Source organism: Aquisalinus flavus (assembly GCF_014640095.1).
Lineage (GTDB): Bacteria > Pseudomonadota > Alphaproteobacteria > Caulobacterales > Parvularculaceae > Aquisalinus > Aquisalinus flavus.
In genome coordinates this window covers 1,057,222-1,077,928 of the sequence record NZ_BMGH01000001.1, presented here as the reverse complement: position 1 = coordinate 1,077,928, position 20,707 = coordinate 1,057,222, and the positions used below count along the sequence as shown (strand labels likewise).

Genomic DNA, 20,707 nt, shown 5'->3' with positions numbered 1-20,707 from the left:
CGATTATTGGGTCAGGTTTCTCGCCTGAACGATCAGCTTGTCAAGGATGGCGTGGAGGACCGCCTGCTCTGTCGTCGTCAGCGCCTGCAAGACATCGTCATTATGGACCTTCGCGACTGCCTGGATGTCGGTGGCGATAGTGTTGCCCTTGGCGCTGAGATGCAGGAGGGCGGAGCGGCGATCGGCCTGGCTTGTCCGCTTTTCCAGAAGCCCCTTGTCGACGAGCGATGCGACCGCACGCGAGACCGCGACCTTGTCCATCGGTGTCTTTTCGACGACCGTCTGGGCACGGACCTCGTCATACTGGCTGACCAGGGCCATTACCCGCCATTCCGCGATGGTAATACCGAAACGGTCCGAATAATCCCGGGCAATGAGCTTGGACACGGCATCGCTGAGCACTGCCAGCTTGAACGGGATGAACTCCTCCAGAATGAAGGGCTCCTCCGCGCTGTTTTGGGTCGTGGTTTGTGTCACTTGTTCAGTCCTCGTGCCTGCCCTGCTCATCCTGTCAGCGCGGCGGATTGTACTGGCTGACCTTCTGGTCGATGGCACCGAAGATCGATTTGCCATCAGCGTCCTCCATCCAGATACGGACAGTATCGCCGAAGGACATGAACTGCGTCTCCGGCTTGCCCTGATCGATGGTCTCGATCATGCGCATTTCCGCGATACAGGAATAGCCGACACCCCCGGCACTGACCGGCTTGCCCGGCCCGCCATCGAGCTTGTTGGAAACCGTGCCCGACCCGATGATCGTCCCCGCGCCGAGCGGCCGCGACTTCGCAGCATGGGCGACAAGCCGGGCGAAATCGAACGTCATGTCGACACCGGCATCGGCGCGGCCGAAAGGCTGACCGTTGTAATCGACCTTCAGCGGCAGATGGACCTTGTTGCCTTGCCACGCTTCACCAAGCTCGTCCGGCGTGACCGCGACCGGCGAAAAGGCGCTCGACGGCTTGGACTGGAAGAAGCCGAAACCCTTGCCGAGTTCACCCGGGATCAGATTGCGCAGGGACACGTCATTGACGAGCATCAAGAGGCGGATATGGGAGCCGGCATCATCGGCGCTGACACCCATCGGGACATCGCCGGTAATGACGGCGATCTCGCCTTCCATGTCGATGCCCCAGGCAGTGTCCTCGATTTCAATATCGCCGCGAGGATCGAGAAACGCATCCGAGCCGCCCTGATACATAAGAGGTTCTTCCCAGAAACTGTCCGGTATCGCGGCGCCGCGCGCCTTGCGCACCAGTTCGACGTGATTGACATAGGCCGAACCGTCCGCCCACTGATAGGCCCGCGGCAGGGGCGATGCACAAGCAGCCTCGTTAAAGGGTCGTGCATCGATCGAGCCATCATTGAGCGCCTGGTAGAGCTTCTGCAATTTCGGTGCTGCCGCGTCCCAGTTGTCGAGCGCGGCCTGCATGGTCGGTGCAATTTCGCCAGCTTCGATACAGATTTCGAGGGTGCGGGAGACGACGACCAGAATGCCGTCACGCCCGTGTTTCAGGGATGCAAGTTTCATCAACTTCCTCCTTGGGTCAGTTGTCAAAAGGTCAGTCTTCTGCAGATCGGTTCTGCCAGCTGTTCACATAGCCTTCCCACTCGACGGGCCTGGCTTCTTCATGAAAATCAATCGGGTCACGGGTGTCGACCATGACGGCATATTCGTCGGTCGCTTCTTTCTTCGGTGTGAACATGCCCTTCAGGGCTTTCGGGTGCGGGCCATGGGTGAAGCCCGATGGGTGCACCGTCATCATCCCCGCCTCGATATTATCGCGCGAAAAGAAATCGCCGGCGTGGTAGAACAGGATTTCTTCGTAATCGTCATTATTGTGGAAGAACGGCACTTTCAGCGCCCCGGGGTCTGTCTCGAACGGGCGCGGCGCGAAGGTGCAGACCACGAACCGGTCCGAGATGAAGGTCGTATGCGCAGATGGCGGCACGTGATAGCGGTGCGACATCAGCGGCCTGATATGGCGGACATTGATCCGGACAACGCTCAACTCGCCATGCCACCCTATGACGTCGAGAGGGTTGAACGGGAAGGTCGCGACGGAGACTGCACCGCGTTTCTTGATCTCGACGCGTGTCTCGGTCTCGCCCTGCTGGGCGCGGAAGACATCGTCGATCTTCGGTGCATCGAGCATGGCAGGGTCGAAGATCGCGTGCGGGCCGACCAGGCCCTTGTCCGGCAGGGTGTAATGGCTGTTGGTTGCCTCGATCATCAGGACTTCATTCTCTGTCGACGGATCGAGACGCCACATCGTCCCGCGCGGCAGCACGATATAATCGCCCTGCTCGTAGTCGAGATGACCATAGTCGCAGTACAGCGCGCCCTCACCCCGGTGAATGAACAGCAGCTGGTCGCCATCGGCATTGCGCGACAGCGCGGGCATCGCCTCGGCCAGTTTCCAGAACCGCATTTCCATGTGCTTGTTGGACAGGATGCGCGGCGCCGACCACGGTGAATGATGCCCATGGTCAAGCTTGGAGAGATTGAAGGCGCGGGGGCGAAGCGGCCCTTCGAAACTGGTCCAGCCGGTCGGCGGATGGGTATGGTGCAGGAAGGCGGCAGGACCGAAGAAGCCTTCCTTCGAGATTTCCCGCTCATAGGTGCCTTTCGGCAGATCGGCATGTGCCTGGCGGGAGGCTTCGCCTTCAACCCGGCGCGGCATGATCCAGTTCTTCCTGTCAGCCATGATTAAATGACACCCCGGCGTTCCTGGTCGAGTTCGATTGATTCAAACAGCGCCTTGAAATTGCCCTCGCCAAAGCCTTCATTGCCCTTGCGCTGGATGATCTCGAAGAAGATCGGGCCGATGGAGTTCTCCATGAAGATCTGTAACAGGAACCCGCCGCCCTGGGCCTCGCCGCCATCGATCAGGATGCGCTGTTCCTTCAGGAACGCGACATCTTCGTTGTGCTCCGGCAGGCGTGTGTCGATAAGCTCGAAATAGGTTTCCGGCGTATCCTGAAAGACGACACCCCGCTCACGCATGGCCGGGATGGTCTTGTAGATATCGCCCGTCTCCAGAGCGATGTGTTGGATGCCCTCGCCATTATAGTCGCGAATGAATTCCTCGATCTGCGACTTGTCATCCTGGCTTTCGTTGAGCGGGATCTTGATATTGCCGTCAGGGCTGGTCATCGCCTTGGAGAACAGGCCGGTCTTCTTGCCTTCAATGTCGAAGTGGCGGATTTCGCGGAAGTTGAAGATTCGCTCATAGTAATCGGCCCAGACTTTCATCTGCCCACGGCGCACATTGTGAGTGAGGTGATCGAGATATTTCAGGCCGGTGGGGCCGACCTCGTCCCAGCTTTTGCCCTCGATCAGCTCGAAATCATCCGCATAGAAATTCTCATCGCCATACTGGTCGATCAGATAGACACGGGCACCGCCGATACCTTCGATGGCGCGGGCCCTGATCGGGTCGTTACGGTCTTCTGCCGCGGTCGCACCGCGCTCCAGCGCGCTCTTGTAGGCCTTCTCGGCATCCTTGACCCTGAAAGCCATGCCGCAGGCGCTTGGCCCGTGGGTTTTAGCAAACTCCTCGGCATGACCGCCCTTGACGCCATTGACCAGCAGCGTGATCTCGCCCGAGCGATGCAGGACGATGTCCTTTTGCCTGTGCCGCGCGATAGCGGGAATGCCCATCTTCTCGAACAGGGCAGACTGCCTCGAGATATCGTCGGATGTGAACATCACGAATTCGAAACCGTTTGTGCCGAGGGGATTTTCAATGCCTGTCATGATAGTCTCCACCTTGAAAAATGTTCTTTGAATCGTATCTTTTGAAACTAATTCATTTTCGTTACATTTGCAACCAATACCGGAGAACATGATGAAACTTTATAGTTACTGGCGCTCGGGGACATCCTATCGCACGCGCATTGCCCTCGAACTCAAGGGCATCGACTATGAGATCGAAACGGTCGATCTGCGGGCGGGCGCTCACAACGGGCCTGCCTATCTTGAACATAACCGGCAGGGGCTGGTTCCGACTCTCGTTCTGGATGATGGCACGAATATATGCCAGTCCCCGGCGATCATCGAATATCTCGAGGAATACAAACCGGAGCCGTCTCTATTGCCGGTCTTGCCGGAGGACCGCGCCACGGTTCGCGCCATGGCGGCGATCATCGGCTGCGATACCCATCCCCTGGGGAATCTCCGCGTATTGAAATATCTGAAGGATGAATTTGACCAGGATCAGGCCGGCATCAACAAATGGGCTGGCACATGGATGAAAGCCGCATTCGACTCGCTGGAAAAAATCGTCGTGAGCAATGACCATGAAGGCGAATTCTGTTTCGGCGAAACACCGACAATTGCGGACTGTTACCTGATCCCTCAGATCTACAGCGCCGCCCGGTTCGATGTTGACCTGTCGCCCTACCCGGCACTGCTCAAGGTCCATGCGGCCTGTGAAAAGCTGGAGGCGTTCCAGCGCGCCCATCCGGACAACCAGCCTGATGCGGACTGACAGATAGGTGCGGTTACTCGCCCTGTGCCGCCTGCGCTGCGCCGCTTGCCGTTTGCGCAGGAGTGGCCTGTCATTGGCCGTTAAAAGCGCGAGCTGATCAAAGCAATTCGATGCTGCCGAGGATCTCATTGACCTCATATTCATGCAGCTCGAAATAGTATTCCGTGGGCGCCGTATAGATAATGAGATGCAGCTTGCCGTCCTCGATGGCGGCCTTGCCCGTGCCGGACATGTTCAGCCCGCGCTGCGTCGCTCCCGTCACGTCGAACCGCACCCCTTCCAGCGGGCCGAAAGGTTCAGGCCTGAGGCTGGTGATGGTCGCATCGGCCATGCCGCCGACGCTGAGGCTGTCGCGAATGAATTCGACGACTTCGGTCTGGGACATATCCGAGCGATACACCGGCAGCAGGCGCTCGCGGTCATAGGTCTTGATCAGCGTATGTCCGTCCTCCAGGGACGCTGCAAAGGTCAGCGAATTCAGCGCGTCGCCGTCAATCGTCAGATTGCGCAGTTTCGTGCGGGTATCGCGCGGATAGGCGGACCATGTCTCACCCAGCGTGATCCGGTAAGCGCCATCGACATCGAGCGGCCCCGTCACCGGCGTGATGCCGACACAGCCGGCCATGGCGGTCACAAGCAGGCCGGCCAGACAACCGTTTCGGACGAAGGCAACCATCATTCTTTCTCCTCCAGCCAGGCTTCGATGATGGCACGCTCGGGCGCATCGGGCATAAGCTCAAGATACTTGCCGTAGGCCGCCCTTGCCTCCGCGTTCTCACCCCGACGCTGCAGGGCGTCGCCCAGCGCCATCCAGCCTTGCGCTGGCACGTCATCAAAAAGCACCGCCTTCCGATAATTGTCGAGCGCCCTATCGAAATCTCCCTCTTCCCGGCGCAGGCGATAGGCTTCGCCGCGGCGGAAGTAGAGGACACCGAGATTTTCGCCCGCCTCGATCTTGTGATCGATCAGATAGAGATGCTGGCCGAAATCGCGCAACACCAGATCATCGGCCAGCCAGTCATTGAGGAACGGCGCGATTGCGGCGGCAAAGGCTTCCTCATTCTCGCGGCCCGTCTCCGCGTCATCGGCAAAGCGCCTAAGCGTTTCAACCCGCTCCGCGGTGACCGGATGTGTACTGAAAATGCTGGCGCGCGCAATCTGGCGCTTCTTGCGCTCGGAGTCCGACGCTTCGGTCTCGTCGATCAGATATTCCCAGATCCCGGCGGCAGCATCGGGATCATAGCCGGCCCCGGTAAAATAATCGAAGCCGAACGCGTCAGCCTCTCGCTCCTTGTCGCGACCGTAGCCGTAAAGCTGTGCTGCCAGGGTGAAATTGCCGAGCACGGCAGCGTTCGGCACGCCTGCTGCGGCAACCCCGACACTGAACAGGACGGATGCATTCGCGACATTGTTGATTTCCCGCCACTGCTCGAGCGAATGGCGCTGGCGGTAATGGGCGAATTCGTGGCCAAGAACGAAGGCGAGTTGAGCCTCGTTTTGCGCCCGCAGCAACAGGCCGGTCCAGACCTGCATCATGCCATTCGGAGCCATGTTGGCATTGAAATAGGGTTGCTCGACGATATAGACGCGAACATCGTCGCAATAGGCCTCGCCAGCGACGTTGCAGAAGACCTCATCGAGATAGGCGTTCAGGGCCGGGTCACGGACGACGACAGCCGATTGCTGCAGCAGGTCCTCGGCCTCGTCCATGCGCAGCCACAGGCCGGCCTCGTCGGTCTCCTCCGATGGCCGCATATCGGCACTCAGCGGATCGACGTCGGTTGTCGCGCAGGCGGCCAGCACCGCAAACGCCGTCAACGCAGCCATCAGGCGCACCAGTCTCACAACGGAATATCCTTCAGGATTGCGCCGACAAGATGTTTCGCACCGTCTTGCTCACGCATATCGGTGCCCGGCCCGGTGAAGGCGACATTGAACCAGATGATGTCGCCCGTCCGCATATCGACGAGGGAGGCATAGGCCCCCTGCCCGCCCGTGCTGACTCCGCCGGCACCGAGCACGGCCAGACCGATGGCGACCGCCTGCCGGCCTGACGAGGCATACTCGCCGCGTGCATGCAGGAACAGCGCATAATCAGCGTCGTGGGTCTCTGCCATGTCGTTCACGCCCGGCCCGAGGGACCAGTCGAACTTGCCGCGTTTCGACGGCAGTGGCTGGCCCATGAAGCGGTGCGACAGGATCGTGGCGCCGACGATCTCATGGAGTTTGACGATCTGGACCTCGCGCTCATTGCCGGGATCGATCTCGTGCTCGACCAGCCTGTGCCCCTTCTCGTCCAGCAGTGTTTCGATCTCCGTCAGCACATTGGCCTTGCCGGTCTCTGTCCAGTCTGCCCGGACCTCGCTGACGCCAGCCGCTTTCAAGAGACTCAGCTCGACATCGGGCTCGACCAGCAGGATCACAGCATCGCGCTCGAGCGGCTGAACCTCATTGGTGGTCTTCATCACGGCGGTGCTGGTGCAGGCGGCGAGCAGGGTCATCGCTGCCAAAATCGGGATCAGCCTGGCTGCAATCCTGCCCATTTTACCCTCGTATTTCGCCTCTAAGGACAGGATACAGTCTAGAGCGCCCCGTGCAAATGCCTATTGAATGGCACCGGTGCCTGCCGACGCAAAAAACGCTTCACATGCCCGCCGGGTTTTGCTACGTGCAGCGCTCTCGTGAAATCCTCACAGCGGGACGTATATAGCCACCTTGGAAATGCGGTCGTGGCGGAATTGGTAGACGCGCAGCGTTGAGGTCGCTGTGGGGTAACTCCCGTGGAAGTTCGAGTCTTCTCGACCGCACCATTTCATAGCTGGTCCGCTATGGCGGATTGAAAGCGCCAGTGGCGCTTTCAACGACGCAGAGTGCCCCGGCAGGGGCTTTGCCCAAGGCAAGACATGTCGAATACCGCAGCACTTCCCTCTTCCAACTGGCTCGATACTCCTGTCGAATGGCGCGTTGCGCCCGGCTATACAGGCTACGAGGACGCCGTGTCCTTTATGGAATCCCATGTCGAGGCGATGCGCGCCGGCGACGCTGGCGAACTTGTCTGGCTGGTCGAGCACCCGCCCCTCTACACCGCCGGTACGTCGGCGAAGGAAAAGGACCTCCTGCAACCAAGCCGGTTTCCGGTGTTCAAGGCCAGTCGCGGTGGTCAGTACACCTATCACGGCCCCGGCCAGCGGGTGATTTACCCGATGCTTGACCTGAACCGCCGCAAGCGGGATGTGCGCGCCTATGTGCAGGATCTCGAACGCTGGATTATCCATGCGCTTGATGCCTTCAATGTGCGCGGCGAGATCCGCGATGGTCGCGTCGGGGTCTGGGTCGACCGCACCTATCCAGGCGGCGTGACGCGCGAGGACAAGATTGCCGCTATCGGCGTGCGCGTGCGCCGATGGATCACCTATCACGGAATATCCCTCAACGTCGAACCCGACCTGTCCCATTTCCTTGGCATCACGCCCTGCGGCATCGACCAGAACGGGCTCGGCGTCACCTCGCTGGTCGACCTCGGCTTGCCCGTCACGCTCGACGAAGCTGATGCAGCCCTCAAGGCATCTTTCGAGAAAACCTTCGGTCCAGTGAAATAATTCCAGCTCTGTGTCGAAATCCCTCCGGTCTGATCGTTATGCAGATGAACGCAGACGCGTTCCTGTTATAATCCCGGTCAGAAAAGGAGAGAGGGATGAAGTACATGATATTGGTGGCGGAGACCGAAAAGGAATTCGCCATGCGCAATGAAGCCGGCACGGCGGCATTCGAGGCCTTCATGGCGCCGTGGTTTGCCTACTCCAGTGCGCTCGCCCAGGCTGGCGTCATCCTCGGCGGTCAGGCCCTGATGGGGCCGGAGACGGCAACGACGGTCAGGATCCGCGACGGCAAACGCATCGTCGAGGATGGTCCCTATGCCGACGCCAAGGAACAGCTCGGCGGGTTCTTCGTCATCGATGTGCCGGATGCAGACACCGCCCGCGACTGGGCCGCCAAAGCTCCGACCAGCAGTAGCGGCCACACGGACCTGCGCAAGGTCATGCCGTTCGACGGGGAGGCATAGGCAATGAAATATCTTCTTGCTCTTTATGATGACGAAAAACAATGGATGAGCCTGTCCGAGGAAGAAATGGGCGAAGTCTTTGCGGCATATGGCGCCTATAGCGAAGCGCTCGAAGAGGCCGGCGCTTTCGTTTCCGGCGAACCGCTCGAGCCCACTCATATCGGCCAGCGCTTCCGCACGAAGGATGGCAGGCTCGTTGTTCAGGATGGTCCGTTCTCGGATACCAAGGAACAGCTCGGCGGCTATTATCTGATCGAGGCGCCTGACCTCGACGCTGCCCTGGACTGGGCGGCAAAGTGCCCGTGCGCGTCCTATGGTGTGGTCGAGGTTCGGCCCGTCTGGGAAATGTAGACCGGTATGCCGGGCGATACACAGGAGAGCCACGCTCTCGCAGAGGGTATCGCCCGCACATCCTATGGCAAGCTGCTGGCCATCCTGTCGGTGCGCCTGCGTGATGTGAGCGCAGCAGAGGAAGCGCTCTCGGCGGCCTTCGAACAGGCCCTGAAAAGCTGGCCCGGGAACGGTATTCCGGGCAACCCGGAAGGATGGCTCGTGCAGGTCGCCCGCAATCGCGGCGTCGACCGGCTACGCCGGCAGACAGTGCGCGACAGGATCGAGCCTGCCCTTGCACTGCTCGCGGAGGAAGCGGCTGAGACCAACCCCGATGAATTGTTTACCGATGACCGGCTGAAACTGCTGTTCGTCTGTGCCCACCCTGCAATCGATCCGGCCATGCATACACCGCTCATGCTGCAAAGCGTTCTCGGCCTTGATGCCGCACGCATCGGATCTGCTTTCCTGGTATCGCCATCGGCCATGGGCCAGAGACTGGTCAGGGCCAAGACGAAAATAAGGCAGGCCGGCATCTCCTTCGAAATTCCCGAACGCGAGCACCTCAACGAGCGCGTGGAGGCAGTGCTCGCCGCCATTTATGCTGCCTACGGAACCGGCTGGGATGGCGATCACGGCGCTGACACGGGCACGGCGGGGCTAGCCGATGAAGCGCTTTTCCTCGGCGATCTGCTGTGTTCCCTCCTGCCGAGCGCGCCGGAAGCCCTGGGATTGATGGCGCTGATGCTGTATACGACGTCCCGGCGCGACGCCCGTCGCAGCACGCAGGGCGCCTATATCCCGCTGGATCGGCAGGATACGGGCCGGTGGAACAGATCAATGATTTCCCGCGCCGAGCGCCTGTTGATCGAGGCGGCCGCTTTCGACAAACCGGAACGCTATCAACTGGAAGCCGCGATCCAGTCGGCCCACGTCAAGGGCCGTCTCGCCGGACGCCCGAACTGGCCGGCGATCGAGATGCTCTATGCGCGTCTTCTCGAACTGGCACCAAGCCTTGGTGCCTTTGTCAGCCACGCAAGTGCGCTTGCCCAGATGGGCCGGCATGAAGACGCCCTGGCCCGGCTGGAGGCAGTTGCCGGCGAAGCCGGCACATATCAACCCTATTGGGCAGTTCGGGCCTATTGCCTGCGGCAGGCGGGAAGGAACGCCGAAGCTGGCAAGGCCTATGACATGGCGATTGGCCTCAGCGAAGATGCGTCGGTAAAGGCTTTCCTGGGCGGTGAGAAGGCGAGCCTGGGGCACGCCGGATAGTTGCCGGCTTATTCCCCTGCCCGCTCTATAGGTGTAGTCTCACTGACGAAGGGAGAGCTTCATCATGATCGAAACCATTATCGACACGCCCGTGCGCACGACACCGCATCTCGGATTCCTGCGCGAAAAGGGCGTCACAACCATCATCCGCTATTACAATCACCGCAACTCCTCCGTCCTGCCCGAGAAGCGGATCACCAGGGAAGAAGCCCAGGCGATCTGCGAGCACGGCATGACCGTCGGGGTCGTTTTCCAGCAGAATGGCCGCGAATTGAGCGATTTCTCGGTGGCCAAGGGCGCGACCGATTCAAGGCGCGCGCTGGATTGCGCATCCGACATCGGCCAGCCCGAAGGGTCGACCATCTATTTCGGCGTCGATCATGACTTTTACCGGTCGAGCGAAATTCCGGCGATCATGGATCATTTCAGCGCCATACAAAGCGAAGTCGGCACGAGCTACAAGATCGGTGCCTATGCTTCCGGAGGCCTCGCATCGCGCATGCTCGGGGCTGGCCTGATCGATCATGCCTGGCTGCCAAGAGCGTTGGGCTGGTCGGGCTCGCGTGATTTCCACCGGGCCGGGAAATGGGACCTGTTCCAGAACCAGGTCGATATTCGCCTCGGCGCGCTCCCAATCGACACCAATATCGCCAACCCTGCTCGCGGCGGCTTCGGCGCCTTTTCGGTATTGGACGCACCCGCCCTGCCCCAGAACGAGGATCGCCAACCGCATCTTCATGTCGTCATCGCCCGCAGTGGACTGCATTTGCGCGCCGGGGCCGGTACCGGCTTCAAGGTGCTGCAGACCCTGCCCATGGGCGCAATCGTCGATGTGCTGGATATCAGCGACCCGGACTGGGCGCTGGTCAGCCTGCAAGGCGATATGAGCGCCGATGGCTATATGTATAAGGGTTTTCTCGTCGACTTCATGGCCGGGCACTAGTCCCGACCATGATCAAACGAAGCGATCAGCGCCGCTTCTTCTTGCTTTCGAACGGATTCTTCTGGCTACGGAACAACAACCTGATCGGCACTGCCGGCAGGTCGAACGCCTCGCGGATACCGTTCATCAGATAGCGGCGATAGCTTTCCGGTAATTCTTCCGCGCGCTGCGAATGCGCGACGAATGTCGGCGGGCGCGTCTTGGTCTGCGCAATATAGCGGATCTTGATCCGGCGTCCCTTCACGGCGGGTGGCGGATGGCGACTGGTCGCATCCTCCAGCCACACATTCAGGTCGCTGGTTTTCACCTTGGCATTCCAGTCGACATAGACCTTGGTCACGACCGGCATCAGGCGGTCGACATTGCGGCCGGTTAACGCCGACAGGGTCACGATCGGCAGGCCCGGCGCCTGAGGCAGCAACCGGTCAACCCGCTCGCGCAGATCGTTCAGCGCCTGCTGACGGTCGTCGACCTTGTCCCATTTATTGGCAACGAGCACGAGGGCGCGGCCTTCCTGAAGCGCGAGATCGGCAATCTGCAGATCCTGCTTCTCCAGCGCCATATCGGCATCGAGCATCAGGATCACGACCTCGGCAAAGCGGATCGCACGCAGCGTGTCGGCAACGGACAGCTTTTCCAGCTTTTCCTGCACTCTGGCCTTGCGGCGCAAGCCGGCCGTATCATGCAGCTTCACCGGCCAGTCGCGGTCCGGGCCCGACCAGGTCCAGTCGATGGCGATGGAATCACGGGTGATGCCCGCCTCCGGACCGGTCAGCATGCGCTCATCGCCGATCATCTGGTTGACAAGCGTCGACTTGCCGGCATTAGGGCGACCGACGATCGCGACACGCAGCGGCTTCAGCGGATCGTCCCAGTCCAGCCGTTCGTTCTCGACCTCTTTCAGATTGAGCGAGTCGTGGATCGGCTGCAGCGCGGTATATATTTCGGCCATGCCCTCGCCATGCTCGGCGGACACGGCGATCGGCTCGCCGAGGCCGAGGCCATAGGACTCGTAAACGCCCTCGAGGCCTTTGCCTTCGGTCTTGTTGACGAGCAGGACGACGGGTTTGCCGCTGGCGCGAAGGGCCGCGCCGAACTTTTCGTCCTCGGGCATCACGCCGACACGACCGTCGATCATGAACAGGCAGACATGGGCCTCTTCGATAGCACGGTCGGTCTGTGCCTTCATACGGGTCTCGAGCGCGTCGGGCGCGGCTTCTTCCAGACCGGCAGTGTCGATGACGATGAATTTCAGGTCGCCGAGCCGGCCATCGCCCTCGCGCCGGTCGCGAGTCACCCCGGGCTGGTCATCGACAAGCGCGATGCGCTTGCCGACCAGCCTGTTGAACAGGGTCGATTTACCGACATTGGGTCGGCCGATAATGGCAACTTTGAATGACATAGATCGCGCCTTCTGCGCCGTTGAAGCGCCAAGGTCAAGGCCTCAATAAAACTGCTCCGCGGCGGAAGGCCAGCCAGGCATCAGCGATAGGCTGAGAGCTTGCCGTCCGTCGTCAGGACATAAAGGGTCTCATTGGCAATGACCGGCGTCGCGCTCGTGCCGCTGGTCAGCTTTTCGGTTCTCAGCACTTCACCATTCTGTGGCGAAGCAAAAACCAGTTGCCCGCCGGAGGAAGCAAGCACCAGCTCGCCACCGGCAAGCACCGGCCCGGACCAGGCCAGACGGTCCTTTTTCTTCTTCTCATTGGCGTATTTCGGCAGTTGCTCGACCCATACGACCGCCCCGTCATTCCGGTTGATGCAGACGAGTTCACCCTCGACGGAGACGATGTAGATATAGTCACCAGAGACCCATGGGGTCTGGAGACCGGAAACACCGATCTCCCAGAGCGGCTGACCCGAGCGCAGGTCGATGGCGCTCATCTGGCCGGCATGGCTGATGGCAAAGACAACGCCGCGGTCGATGACCGGGCTGCCGGCGATATCGTTCAGGTTCGACAGCGCGTTCATGCGGCTCGACCGGGCGATCATCTGCGTCCACAGCGGACGGCCAGTGTCACTCAGCGCCGTGACCTCGCCCGAGGAGAACGGCGCGACGATTACATCTTCTGCGGCCGCCGGGCTGGAGGACGACAGGAACCGGGCTGCTTCCTCGAAGGACTGGTAATCCCAGTCAAGCTCGCCGCTCGCCTGATCCAGCGCCATGAATTCGTTCAGATTGGTGACGGCATAAACCTTGCCGTTGGCTGCCGTCGGGGATGTACGGATCGGCGCGTTCGCTTCATGCTCCCACAGGAGTTCGCCCGTCTCCGCATCCAGAGCGGCGACGAAACCGAAGCCCGACGTGATGAAGACACGACCATTGTCGTAGGCGACGCCGCCGCCAAAGCCGATTTCCGCTGCCTTCACACTACCGAAAACGCGCCAGAACGGCTTGTCCTCGCTGACATCAGGGGTCAGTTCCTTGCGCCAGACGCGATTCCCGCTCTGGGCATCATAGGCTGTCACCTTCGCTTCGGGATCGATCACGAAAATCCGGCCATCGGCAATGACGGGCGGCGCGGTGATCGGCGCGCGCTTTCTCGACCCTGCCCCGATGTCCACCGTCCACTGCTTGCGGATAGAACCGGTGGCGAAATTGGCAGCAAGATGATGCATCGTGTGGTCGGCATCGCCGCCCGGCTGGGTCCACGCCGCATTGGTATAGGGTGGCGGCAGTTCGATGGTGCGCCCGACATAAGCCGGATCTGGCTCGAGCGCGCCTTCAAGCGCCAGAACCGCCTTGCGGTTATCATCGCTCGGCACATTCTGTTCCTCGACATCATTATTGCCGAATCGCTCCGTGACTGCGGACAGGGGGTTGGACGAACATGCAGCCAGAGCTGCAACCATACCGCAGAGCGCAACGGCCCTGATCGTCTGACGCGAAGAAATCATGAATGCCCTTTTCGGTTTTCTTCCTGTACTCTGCGGCGCCTCTGACGGACACCGTGTGATCTTATACAAGGTTAATCGCTGCTTGTCCCGTCTTCTTGGGTGTCATTCTCGTCAGCTTCCGCTGCTGCGCTATCGGTGCCTTCAGCGGGGTCTGTCCCGGCGACCGGGGCGCTTTCGCCGTCTCCGTCGAGCCCTTCGCTCCCCAGCAACGCGTCTGTTTCTGCCTCGGCAGGGACCGGCAGATCCAGCAGGCTTTCCAGCGACTGGCCCATGCTTTGCGTCTCGAGCGAAACGCCGGACGCGCCAAGGCTGGCGATTGCCCGGAATCCCTGTGCCCGCTGCACGATCGGGTCAGGCACATTCTCGATGGTCGGGATGGCGTCGAAATAGGTCACGGCGGCGGCATAATCGCCCGACTCGATGGCGGCGAGACCGGCAATCTCCTTGGCATAGGCCGAGATGACACTGTCGCCATCCTGCAGACCATTCAGCTGACGCAGCGCTGCATCGGGGCTTTCGTCCAGCGCCATATAGGCAGCCTTCACCGTCGCCAGATTACGCAGGCGGTCAGGGATGGAATCATTGGCGGCAACGCTGTTGAGCGTGGCAATCGCTCCTTCGGTATTTCCGTTCTGCGCCTCGAGCCCGGCGATGCGGAACCCCGCGAGCGCAGAATACCCGGCTGGCGCGTCCTGACGAAGCGCCGTCAGTTCAGAGAGAGACGCGGTCGCTTCCTCGGTATTGACCGCCTCGGAGAAAGCCTCGGCATTGGTTCTCGCAGCATTGGCTTTCTGTGCATTCCAGAACTGCCATCCGCCGACGATGGCAATGACGACGACCGCCAGACCGATCAGATAGGGCGCGGATTCCCTGAGCTGCCGAAGCTGCTTTTCCTCTTCGACTTCCTGGTCGACCTCGCGATAAATGCCTTCATCAGCCACGGCTGCTCACATCCTTCTATTAACCGAAATGGCCTTCTAACGGCCTTTGGCGCCCAGAGCAATTAGCAAGGGCAATTAGCAAGGGCAATCACGCCGTGTCACCGACCAGCTTTGGCTTCAGCGAGTAGACCTGCCCTTCAGCCGGGAATGAGCGTGAGCGGACTTCCGCAGCATAGTCGCCGGCAGCCTTGTCGATGACCGATTTCAGGTCGCCATAGCGTTTGACGAATTTGGGGGTCCAGTCGAACAGGCCGAGCATGTCTTGCGTGACCAGGATCTGGCCGTCACAGCTGGACGAGGCGCCAATACCGATGGTCGGGACGCTCACGGCGGCGGTGATCTGGTTGGCGAGGTCTTCCGCAACGCCTTCCACGACGATCGCAAAAGCACCGGCCTTCGCCGTCGCCTCTGCCTCTTCCAGCACATCGGCGCATTCCTGGGTCGACCGGCCCTTGGCCCTGAAACCCCCGGCGACATTTACGGCCTGCGGCCTCAGGCCGATATGACCCATGACCGGAATGCCGCGCTGGACGAGAAAGGACACCGTCTCGGCAGCATAGGCTCCGCTCTCGATCTTGATCGCCTGGGCACCGGTTTCTTTCATGATGCGGGAGGCATTGGCGAAGGCCTGTTCCGGGCTCTCCTCATAGGAGCCGAACGGCATGTCGATCACGACCATGGCCTTTTGCGCTCCGCGCATGACAGCCTGACCGTGCAGGATCATCATCTCGAGGGTCACGCCGACCGTGCTCGGCAACCCGTGAACGACCATGCCAAGACTATCGCCGACGAGCAAAACATCGCAGTGCTGGTCGAGGATTTCCGCCGTCGGCGCATCATAGGCCGTCAGGGCAACGATCGGCTCACCGCCCTTGCGGGCGGCGATGTCGGCCGCGGTGATGCGTTTGATCTTCGTTTGTCTGGACATTGGCCTTACCGGTGTTGCCTTTTCCGCTTCCAGATAGGCCTTTCGGCCGCTTTACTCAAGTAAGCGCCTCCGTCAGGCATCGGGACCGACCTCCCCGCGCAATTGCTTGACGCGGGCGGACGCGATACCGAAACAGTTTGCCGTCTGCACGATCAGCCGGTTCTCCATCGCGTCGACGCGATTGTCCGTCCCGACAAATCTGATCATCGTCCTGATGACCTCTTCACGGGCAACGTCATCGAGGCCCTTGGAGGCGGCCATGGCAAAGCCGATCGGCGTCAGATTGGTCCAGTGGATCTCCTCTGCCTTGACCCGGCAGGTCATCGCCTCGTCGGTGCTCAGCCCCAGCTGCCGGACCAGGACGTCATCAATGGCCGCCCGCTCCCGGTTGGTGAGGCCGCCATCGCGATAACATGTCTCCAGATACAGGCCGGCAAGCCCGGTATGAGGGTCCATCTGGCTTGCTTCACTGGCCGGCGGCCGGAAAAAACCCCGGACGGACTTGAAGAATTTCGACAGCATCGGGCTAGTGCCCTCCAAAGGAGACGAGGCTGGATACCTCGATCCCCATTCTGCGTATTCTGTCGGCACCGCCGAGCTCGGGCAAGTCGATAACGAAGGCAGCGGCGATTATTTCCGCCCCTGCCTTTTCAAGCAGTCTGATCGCTGCCTCAGCCGTGCCGCCGGTTGCAATCAGATCATCGATGATCAGCACTCTCTCGCCCGGCTCGACGGCGTCAAGATGCATCTCCAGCACGTCCTCGCCATATTCCAGCTGATAGGTCTCGCTCGCGACCTTGTGTGGCAACTTGCCCTTTTTCCGTATGGGAACGAAGCCTGCCGTCAACCGCTCGGCGACTGGGGCGCCAAAAATGAACCCCCTTGCCTCCATGCCTGCGACCTTATCGATACTCCTGCCGGCGTAACCCGCCATCAAATCACCGATGACCTGTGAAAATGCCTGCGGATGACCCATTAGTGTTGTGACATCCCGGAACATGATGCCGGGTTTCGGATAGTCGGGGATCGTCCTGATGACGCTGGACAGGTCGAGGCTCATAAATGCGTGCTTTTCCTTGCCGAAACGGTTTCATGCCACCGGATGATATTAGGATGATTTTCAGGCGTCGGACCAGCCTTGATCCAGCGGCAGGCGTCGATCGTGGTCAGGGCCCAGATATCGGCGATGGAAAAGCTGTCAATGGCGATGAAATCGCGCCCGTCCAAATGCTCATCCAGTCTGCTCATGAAGACCGCAAGTTTGGCAAAGCCCCGTTCTGCCAGTTCCGGTATCTGGTCATAATTCTCCGGTCCCGGCAGGGCGCGATTCTTGAAATTGCGGTGGGAATTGCGAAAGGCCTCGGCAAAGGAAATCGTCCCCTGAAAGTCGATCCGCGCCGCCCATGAGCCGACCTGCCCCTTCTCGGATGCTGTCTTGCCCAACAGGGCAGGCTCCGGCGCCACCGCTTCAGCCCATAGGGCAATACCCCAGTTGTCGTTGAGAACGGCGCCGTCTTCGAGTTGCAGCGCCGGCACCGTGCAGTCGGGATTGATTGCCCTGAACTGCTCGCCCATCTGGTCGTTCTGCATCATGTCGACAACGCGCGCCTCATGATCGATTGCCTTTTCACGCAGGATGATGCGCGCCCTTCTCGGGCTGGGGGCGGAGGGGAAATCGTAGAAAATGACACTCATGGCGGGCTCCGATATTGATTCTCATGGTTGAGCCAATCTCGTCAAATCCTCCGGCGAGATCAATGCGGACTTGCAGCACGATCAGTTCCGTCCGGTCCCATCAGCCTGCGGAACGCTACGCAAGGCATTCAAGAATCCGATCAGCGAGATTGTGCCCCAGGCGATTTCCAGGCCGAACGCAGGCCAGTTGCCATCGATATACAGGATCGGTGCCACACCGAAGGCGGCGGCCACATTGTACAGCAGGAAGCGCCGGCGCCGGATCGTCCGCGCAGAAAACAGCAGATAGGCTCCGCAAAACAGCAAGGTCGCTGCCCAGCCCAGAGCTGCCAGTCCCTGCGTTGGCGCGATGATCGTATAGACAAGGCCACCGCCGCCGAGCAGCCAGACCGGCCATGTCAGCGCCCTGTCCGACAGCCTGAAGTCAGTCCCGGTATGGCGGCCAATCAGGGACAGGAAGCTGACCACGGCCCAGAAGATGTTGATCGCCACCGCCTGCCACGACTGCAGCACGAGAGAACTTGCCGTCAGGCCGCATGCCGCGATCAGATTCAGCAGAAAATAAAGACGCCCGCGATGCTTACGATTGATCGAGAGGGCAATGTGGTTGGCAAGATAGATCACCGTGGCGACCCATCCGATAATACTGAATATCATTACTTCACGATCTTGATATGCATGTTCTTGATCCAGAGCTCCTTGCCGGCATGAGGACCGTTGAGAACGACGACGCGGCTATTGTCCATCACCGTCTTGTAAAGCCGGTCATTGAGTTGCGCCTTCACCATTGTGTCGCTCCACTCAAGGATGATTGCCCGGGTCCCTTCCGACAGGGCAAACCGCTCGCCATCGCATTCCGCCGTCTCCGGCAGGCAGGTGATCCCGATGATGATCGGATAGCCATCGACGGGGACAATCTCCGCAATGTCCTCTCGCCGCGCAATATTGATCGTCAGCGCCTCATCGCTCATCAGCAGGATGTTCGTTGCGCTTTCGGCGCCCGTCCCGTTGGTTTCGCATTCCCCAGATACCGGCGGGTTGCCCGAAAGGGAACACAGGCTGGCGTTGAACGCGTCGATCAGCTGCCGGCCCCGTGCCGTGCGCGGCGCAATCACGTGAACGGAGCGGCGGCTCTGCGTGCCCGCGACGGCGCCGATCAGTTCGCGCCGGTCGGGATAAGCGCTTTCCAGTATCGCATTGCCCGCCGGCTGTGCCATCGGAAAATAGTCGATCTGTCCACGGATGAGTGCATCGAGCGCATCGACCTCGCTCTGGAAAAACCGGACATCGGCAAGCGCATCCTCAGGCGGGTTATCCGGATCAGGCCCGACGATCACCGAAAGCAGGCAGTCGACATTCGGCCCATAGACGAACCCCTTGATCAGTCCGAGACGCTGGCCCGAAAACGCGCTGCCATCAACCCCGCCGGCGCATTCCGGATCGGCATCGACACGCACGCTCGATATCGCCCCTGGATTGCGCCTGTTGTAGAACAGGACATTCGTCACCTCGAATAAGGGTGCAGAGAACAGGACCTCGTCATCCCGGTCGGCATTGCGAAAATACGGAAAAGCCATTGGCACCGGGCAGTCCTCGATACCCTCTTCACCACAACGGCGCACGATCATCCGGGCGAGGGTGAAATCCATATAGTTGTAGTCAGCATCATAGCCGGCATAGGCCATGACCATGTCGACATTGCGGCTGACGAGGCCGAGCCTGTCACCCTCCCCGCGCACATAGGGCTCCCACCTGTCCGTGTATATTTCGACTGTCTGTGCCGCTGCGTTCGAGAGCAGCGCCATCAGGACAATGACAATGATCTTACTTGTTTCGGCTATAGCGCGCATAGATGAACACCAGAATGACACAAAGAAGGAACCCGAACAGGATGAGCAGGTCGGCATCGGCCGAGGCGAACATCCGGAAGAAAAGCGACGGCCTGTCGAATTCGAGGATCGGCCTCGTCGCGACCTCGCGGCTGTATTCGATGAAGTATAGAATGACCTCGAAAATCGCCACGAGACCGATGCCGAACAGGATCAGTTCGGTCACGAAGGAGGAGCTTTGCGCCCGCCTGTTCGCGATGGCCGTCAACCTGTCGCTGGCAAAATTTAGAATGCGGTCGCCATTCGTCATCAGGTCGTCGAAATCCCAGCCCTCCATGATCTCGTCAATTACTTTTCGCTTGGTGCGATTGAGGTGGAGCTTGTGCACGTCATATTCGATACGCAGCAAGCGCATATTCGACTGTACGTCCGTCAGCACGCGCTCTATCTCCCGGCGCTTCTTGATGAACATCGTGTTCGAGATCGCTTCCTGCCCCTTTTCGTTCAGCCGCTGTTGCGCCGCATAGAAGAATTGCGCGATGCGCATGGCAGAGATCAGCATCCGCGTCCGGCCCGGGTTTTCATCGACGATCACATAGTTGAGCCAGGTCATCGAATAATCGATAGACCCGGCAACAATGGCCGCAGCGTCTTCCGGCCGTGTCGTGTTCTTCAGCCAGCTGGCAAGCAGCGCCTGCACCTGCGGGTCATATCGCTCTTCCGGCGTCAGCAGCAGGGTCCGCGACACCCAGCTGACATCCGTCGCCTCGATCTCCAACACCGGCCTGACAGGATCGACGAAGCGGGACGGCAAGGCAGTCATAATGCCCTTCAAGACCTTGTAGAGTTGCGCTGAATGCCTTGTGATCACCTCGCGGGAAATGCGCTGACATGCCTTGTCCAGCGCATCGGCGTCGATCGCCTCTGCGGTCAGCGCGCTGTCGATATCGAGCGTGACTTGCGCCATCGACGTCTCATTGGGATAGACATGATAGGTCAGGCTGGCGCCGGTTTGCTCATCGCGGCATGTCCACAGAAGCACCCGCATCTCATAGCCATCACTTGCGGTATCGGCATAGCTGTCCTGTGGCTTCTCCCAATCGCGGTTCGGCGCGATAATGGCCTCATTATGCGACGGGATCGCTTTCAGCACCTCATCATAGAGTGCAGTGGTTGGATCGATGCCGGCCTTGAGATTCAAGGGCGTATAGATCGGCGATAACGTTACTATCTGCAAGAGTTCCCCCTCTGCCTCGATACCCTACCCGAACCTTACCCGTGCTCGGCTCAAATGTCTAATCGCGGTAGCGCGACTGCA

General features: G+C 60.2%; 23 protein-coding genes and 1 tRNA gene. 7 read left to right on the top strand and 17 right to left on the bottom strand.

Features of this window, described 5'->3' with window-relative positions; all coding sequences use genetic code 11:
• Positions 1-3: 3 nt before the first annotated feature.
• The 4 genes from IEV88_RS04895 to hppD are packed head-to-tail and all read right to left on the bottom strand — an operon-like array spanning position 4 to position 3,757.
• Positions 4-477 carry a MarR family winged helix-turn-helix transcriptional regulator gene (locus IEV88_RS04895; RefSeq protein WP_188160146.1) on the bottom strand — a complete coding sequence of 158 codons (474 nt, stop codon included), beginning with the start codon at positions 475-477 and terminating at the stop codon, positions 4-6.
• 34 nt (positions 478-511) lie between these two features.
• On the bottom strand, positions 512-1,528 hold the full coding sequence (locus IEV88_RS04890; RefSeq protein ID WP_188160145.1) for a fumarylacetoacetate hydrolase family protein: 1,017 nt from the start codon (positions 1,526-1,528) through the stop codon (positions 512-514).
• Positions 1,529-1,559: 31 nt separating this feature from the next.
• Positions 1,560-2,705 carry a homogentisate 1,2-dioxygenase gene (locus tag IEV88_RS04885; protein WP_188160144.1) on the bottom strand — a complete coding sequence of 382 codons (1,146 nt, stop codon included), beginning with the start codon at positions 2,703-2,705 and terminating at the stop codon, positions 1,560-1,562.
• A 2-nt stretch (positions 2,706-2,707) separates the two neighbouring features.
• The gene (hppD, locus tag IEV88_RS04880) at positions 2,708-3,757 is read right to left on the bottom strand and encodes a 4-hydroxyphenylpyruvate dioxygenase (protein ID WP_188160143.1); all 1,050 of its coding nucleotides are present in this window, start codon (positions 3,755-3,757) and stop codon (positions 2,708-2,710) included.
• Positions 3,758-3,848: 91 nt separating this feature from the next.
• On the opposite strand from hppD, the gene maiA reads away from it, so the two are divergent.
• Positions 3,849-4,490: a maleylacetoacetate isomerase gene (gene maiA / locus IEV88_RS04875; RefSeq protein WP_188160142.1), complete on the top strand. Its 642-nt coding sequence runs from the start codon at positions 3,849-3,851 to the stop codon at positions 4,488-4,490.
• A 97-nt stretch (positions 4,491-4,587) separates the two neighbouring features.
• On the opposite strand, the gene IEV88_RS04870 is transcribed toward maiA, so the two are convergent.
• The 3 genes from IEV88_RS04870 to IEV88_RS04860 are packed head-to-tail and all read right to left on the bottom strand — an operon-like array spanning position 4,588 to position 7,033.
• Positions 4,588-5,169 carry a hypothetical protein gene (locus IEV88_RS04870; RefSeq protein WP_188160141.1) on the bottom strand — a complete coding sequence of 194 codons (582 nt, stop codon included), beginning with the start codon at positions 5,167-5,169 and terminating at the stop codon, positions 4,588-4,590.
• Positions 5,166-6,335, bottom strand: a complete 1,170-nt coding sequence (locus tag IEV88_RS04865) for a M48 family metallopeptidase (RefSeq protein ID WP_188160140.1) — start codon at positions 6,333-6,335, stop codon at positions 5,166-5,168. Before IEV88_RS04865 ends, IEV88_RS04870 begins: the two co-directional genes overlap by 4 nt.
• On the bottom strand, positions 6,332-7,033 hold the full coding sequence (locus IEV88_RS04860; protein WP_188160139.1) for a hypothetical protein: 702 nt from the start codon (positions 7,031-7,033) through the stop codon (positions 6,332-6,334). The genes IEV88_RS04865 and IEV88_RS04860 overlap by 4 nt, the downstream gene beginning before the upstream one ends.
• A 180-nt stretch (positions 7,034-7,213) precedes the next feature.
• Between IEV88_RS04860 and IEV88_RS04855 the strand changes: the two genes are divergently transcribed.
• From IEV88_RS04855 to IEV88_RS04830, 6 genes are all read left to right on the top strand, one after another.
• Positions 7,214-7,300: transfer RNA gene (locus IEV88_RS04855), tRNA-Leu, on the top strand.
• 93 nt (positions 7,301-7,393) lie between these two features.
• Positions 7,394-8,089, top strand: a complete 696-nt coding sequence (lipB, locus tag IEV88_RS04850; protein WP_188160138.1) for a lipoyl(octanoyl) transferase LipB — start codon at positions 7,394-7,396, stop codon at positions 8,087-8,089.
• Between the two features lie 95 nt (positions 8,090-8,184).
• On the top strand, positions 8,185-8,553 hold the full coding sequence (locus IEV88_RS04845; protein WP_188160137.1) for a YciI family protein: 369 nt from the start codon (positions 8,185-8,187) through the stop codon (positions 8,551-8,553).
• Positions 8,554-8,556: 3 nt separating this feature from the next.
• Entirely contained in the window at positions 8,557-8,904 is a 348-nt protein-coding gene (locus tag IEV88_RS04840) for a YciI family protein (protein ID WP_188160136.1), read from the top strand.
• 6 nt (positions 8,905-8,910) lie between these two features.
• A complete protein-coding gene (locus tag IEV88_RS04835; RefSeq protein ID WP_188160135.1) occupies positions 8,911-10,155 on the top strand; it encodes an RNA polymerase sigma factor in 1,245 nt (414 codons plus the stop codon).
• Between the two features lie 64 nt (positions 10,156-10,219).
• The gene (locus IEV88_RS04830) at positions 10,220-11,098 is read left to right on the top strand and encodes a glycoside hydrolase domain-containing protein (RefSeq protein WP_188160134.1); all 879 of its coding nucleotides are present in this window, start codon (positions 10,220-10,222) and stop codon (positions 11,096-11,098) included.
• A gap of 25 nt (positions 11,099-11,123) precedes the next feature.
• Here IEV88_RS04830 and der read toward each other — a convergent pair whose 3' ends face one another.
• The 10 genes from der to IEV88_RS04780 form a co-directional block, all read right to left on the bottom strand.
• Positions 11,124-12,500 (bottom strand): ribosome biogenesis GTPase Der, encoded by a 1,377-nt coding sequence (der, locus tag IEV88_RS04825; protein ID WP_188160133.1) that lies wholly within the window; start codon positions 12,498-12,500, stop codon positions 11,124-11,126.
• Positions 12,501-12,580: 80 nt separating this feature from the next.
• Positions 12,581-13,996 carry an outer membrane protein assembly factor BamB family protein gene (locus IEV88_RS04820; RefSeq protein WP_188160132.1) on the bottom strand — a complete coding sequence of 472 codons (1,416 nt, stop codon included), beginning with the start codon at positions 13,994-13,996 and terminating at the stop codon, positions 12,581-12,583.
• A 71-nt stretch (positions 13,997-14,067) separates the two neighbouring features.
• Positions 14,068-14,937, bottom strand: a complete 870-nt coding sequence (locus IEV88_RS04815; protein ID WP_188160131.1) for a tetratricopeptide repeat protein — start codon at positions 14,935-14,937, stop codon at positions 14,068-14,070.
• A gap of 88 nt (positions 14,938-15,025) precedes the next feature.
• Entirely contained in the window at positions 15,026-15,865 is an 840-nt protein-coding gene (panB, locus tag IEV88_RS04810) for a 3-methyl-2-oxobutanoate hydroxymethyltransferase (protein ID WP_188160130.1), read from the bottom strand.
• A gap of 72 nt (positions 15,866-15,937) precedes the next feature.
• Complete coding sequence (locus IEV88_RS04805) at positions 15,938-16,387, bottom strand: tellurite resistance TerB family protein (protein ID WP_188160129.1); 450 nt, start codon at positions 16,385-16,387, stop codon at positions 15,938-15,940.
• A 4-nt stretch (positions 16,388-16,391) separates the two neighbouring features.
• Positions 16,392-16,925 carry an adenine phosphoribosyltransferase gene (locus tag IEV88_RS04800; protein WP_188160128.1) on the bottom strand — a complete coding sequence of 178 codons (534 nt, stop codon included), beginning with the start codon at positions 16,923-16,925 and terminating at the stop codon, positions 16,392-16,394.
• Complete coding sequence (locus tag IEV88_RS04795) at positions 16,922-17,560, bottom strand: glutathione S-transferase family protein (RefSeq protein WP_188160127.1); 639 nt, start codon at positions 17,558-17,560, stop codon at positions 16,922-16,924. The genes IEV88_RS04800 and IEV88_RS04795 overlap by 4 nt, the downstream gene beginning before the upstream one ends.
• 81 nt (positions 17,561-17,641) lie before the next feature.
• Positions 17,642-18,217, bottom strand: coding sequence for a CBU_0592 family membrane protein (locus IEV88_RS04790; protein WP_188160126.1), 576 nt, complete (start codon positions 18,215-18,217; stop codon positions 17,642-17,644).
• A complete protein-coding gene (locus tag IEV88_RS04785) occupies positions 18,217-19,410 on the bottom strand; it encodes a transporter substrate-binding domain-containing protein (protein WP_188160125.1) in 1,194 nt (397 codons plus the stop codon). Before IEV88_RS04785 ends, IEV88_RS04790 begins: the two co-directional genes overlap by 1 nt.
• On the bottom strand, positions 19,385-20,626 hold the full coding sequence (locus IEV88_RS04780) for a hypothetical protein (RefSeq protein ID WP_188160124.1): 1,242 nt from the start codon (positions 20,624-20,626) through the stop codon (positions 19,385-19,387). The genes IEV88_RS04785 and IEV88_RS04780 overlap by 26 nt, the downstream gene beginning before the upstream one ends.
• Positions 20,627-20,707 lie beyond the last annotated feature (81 nt).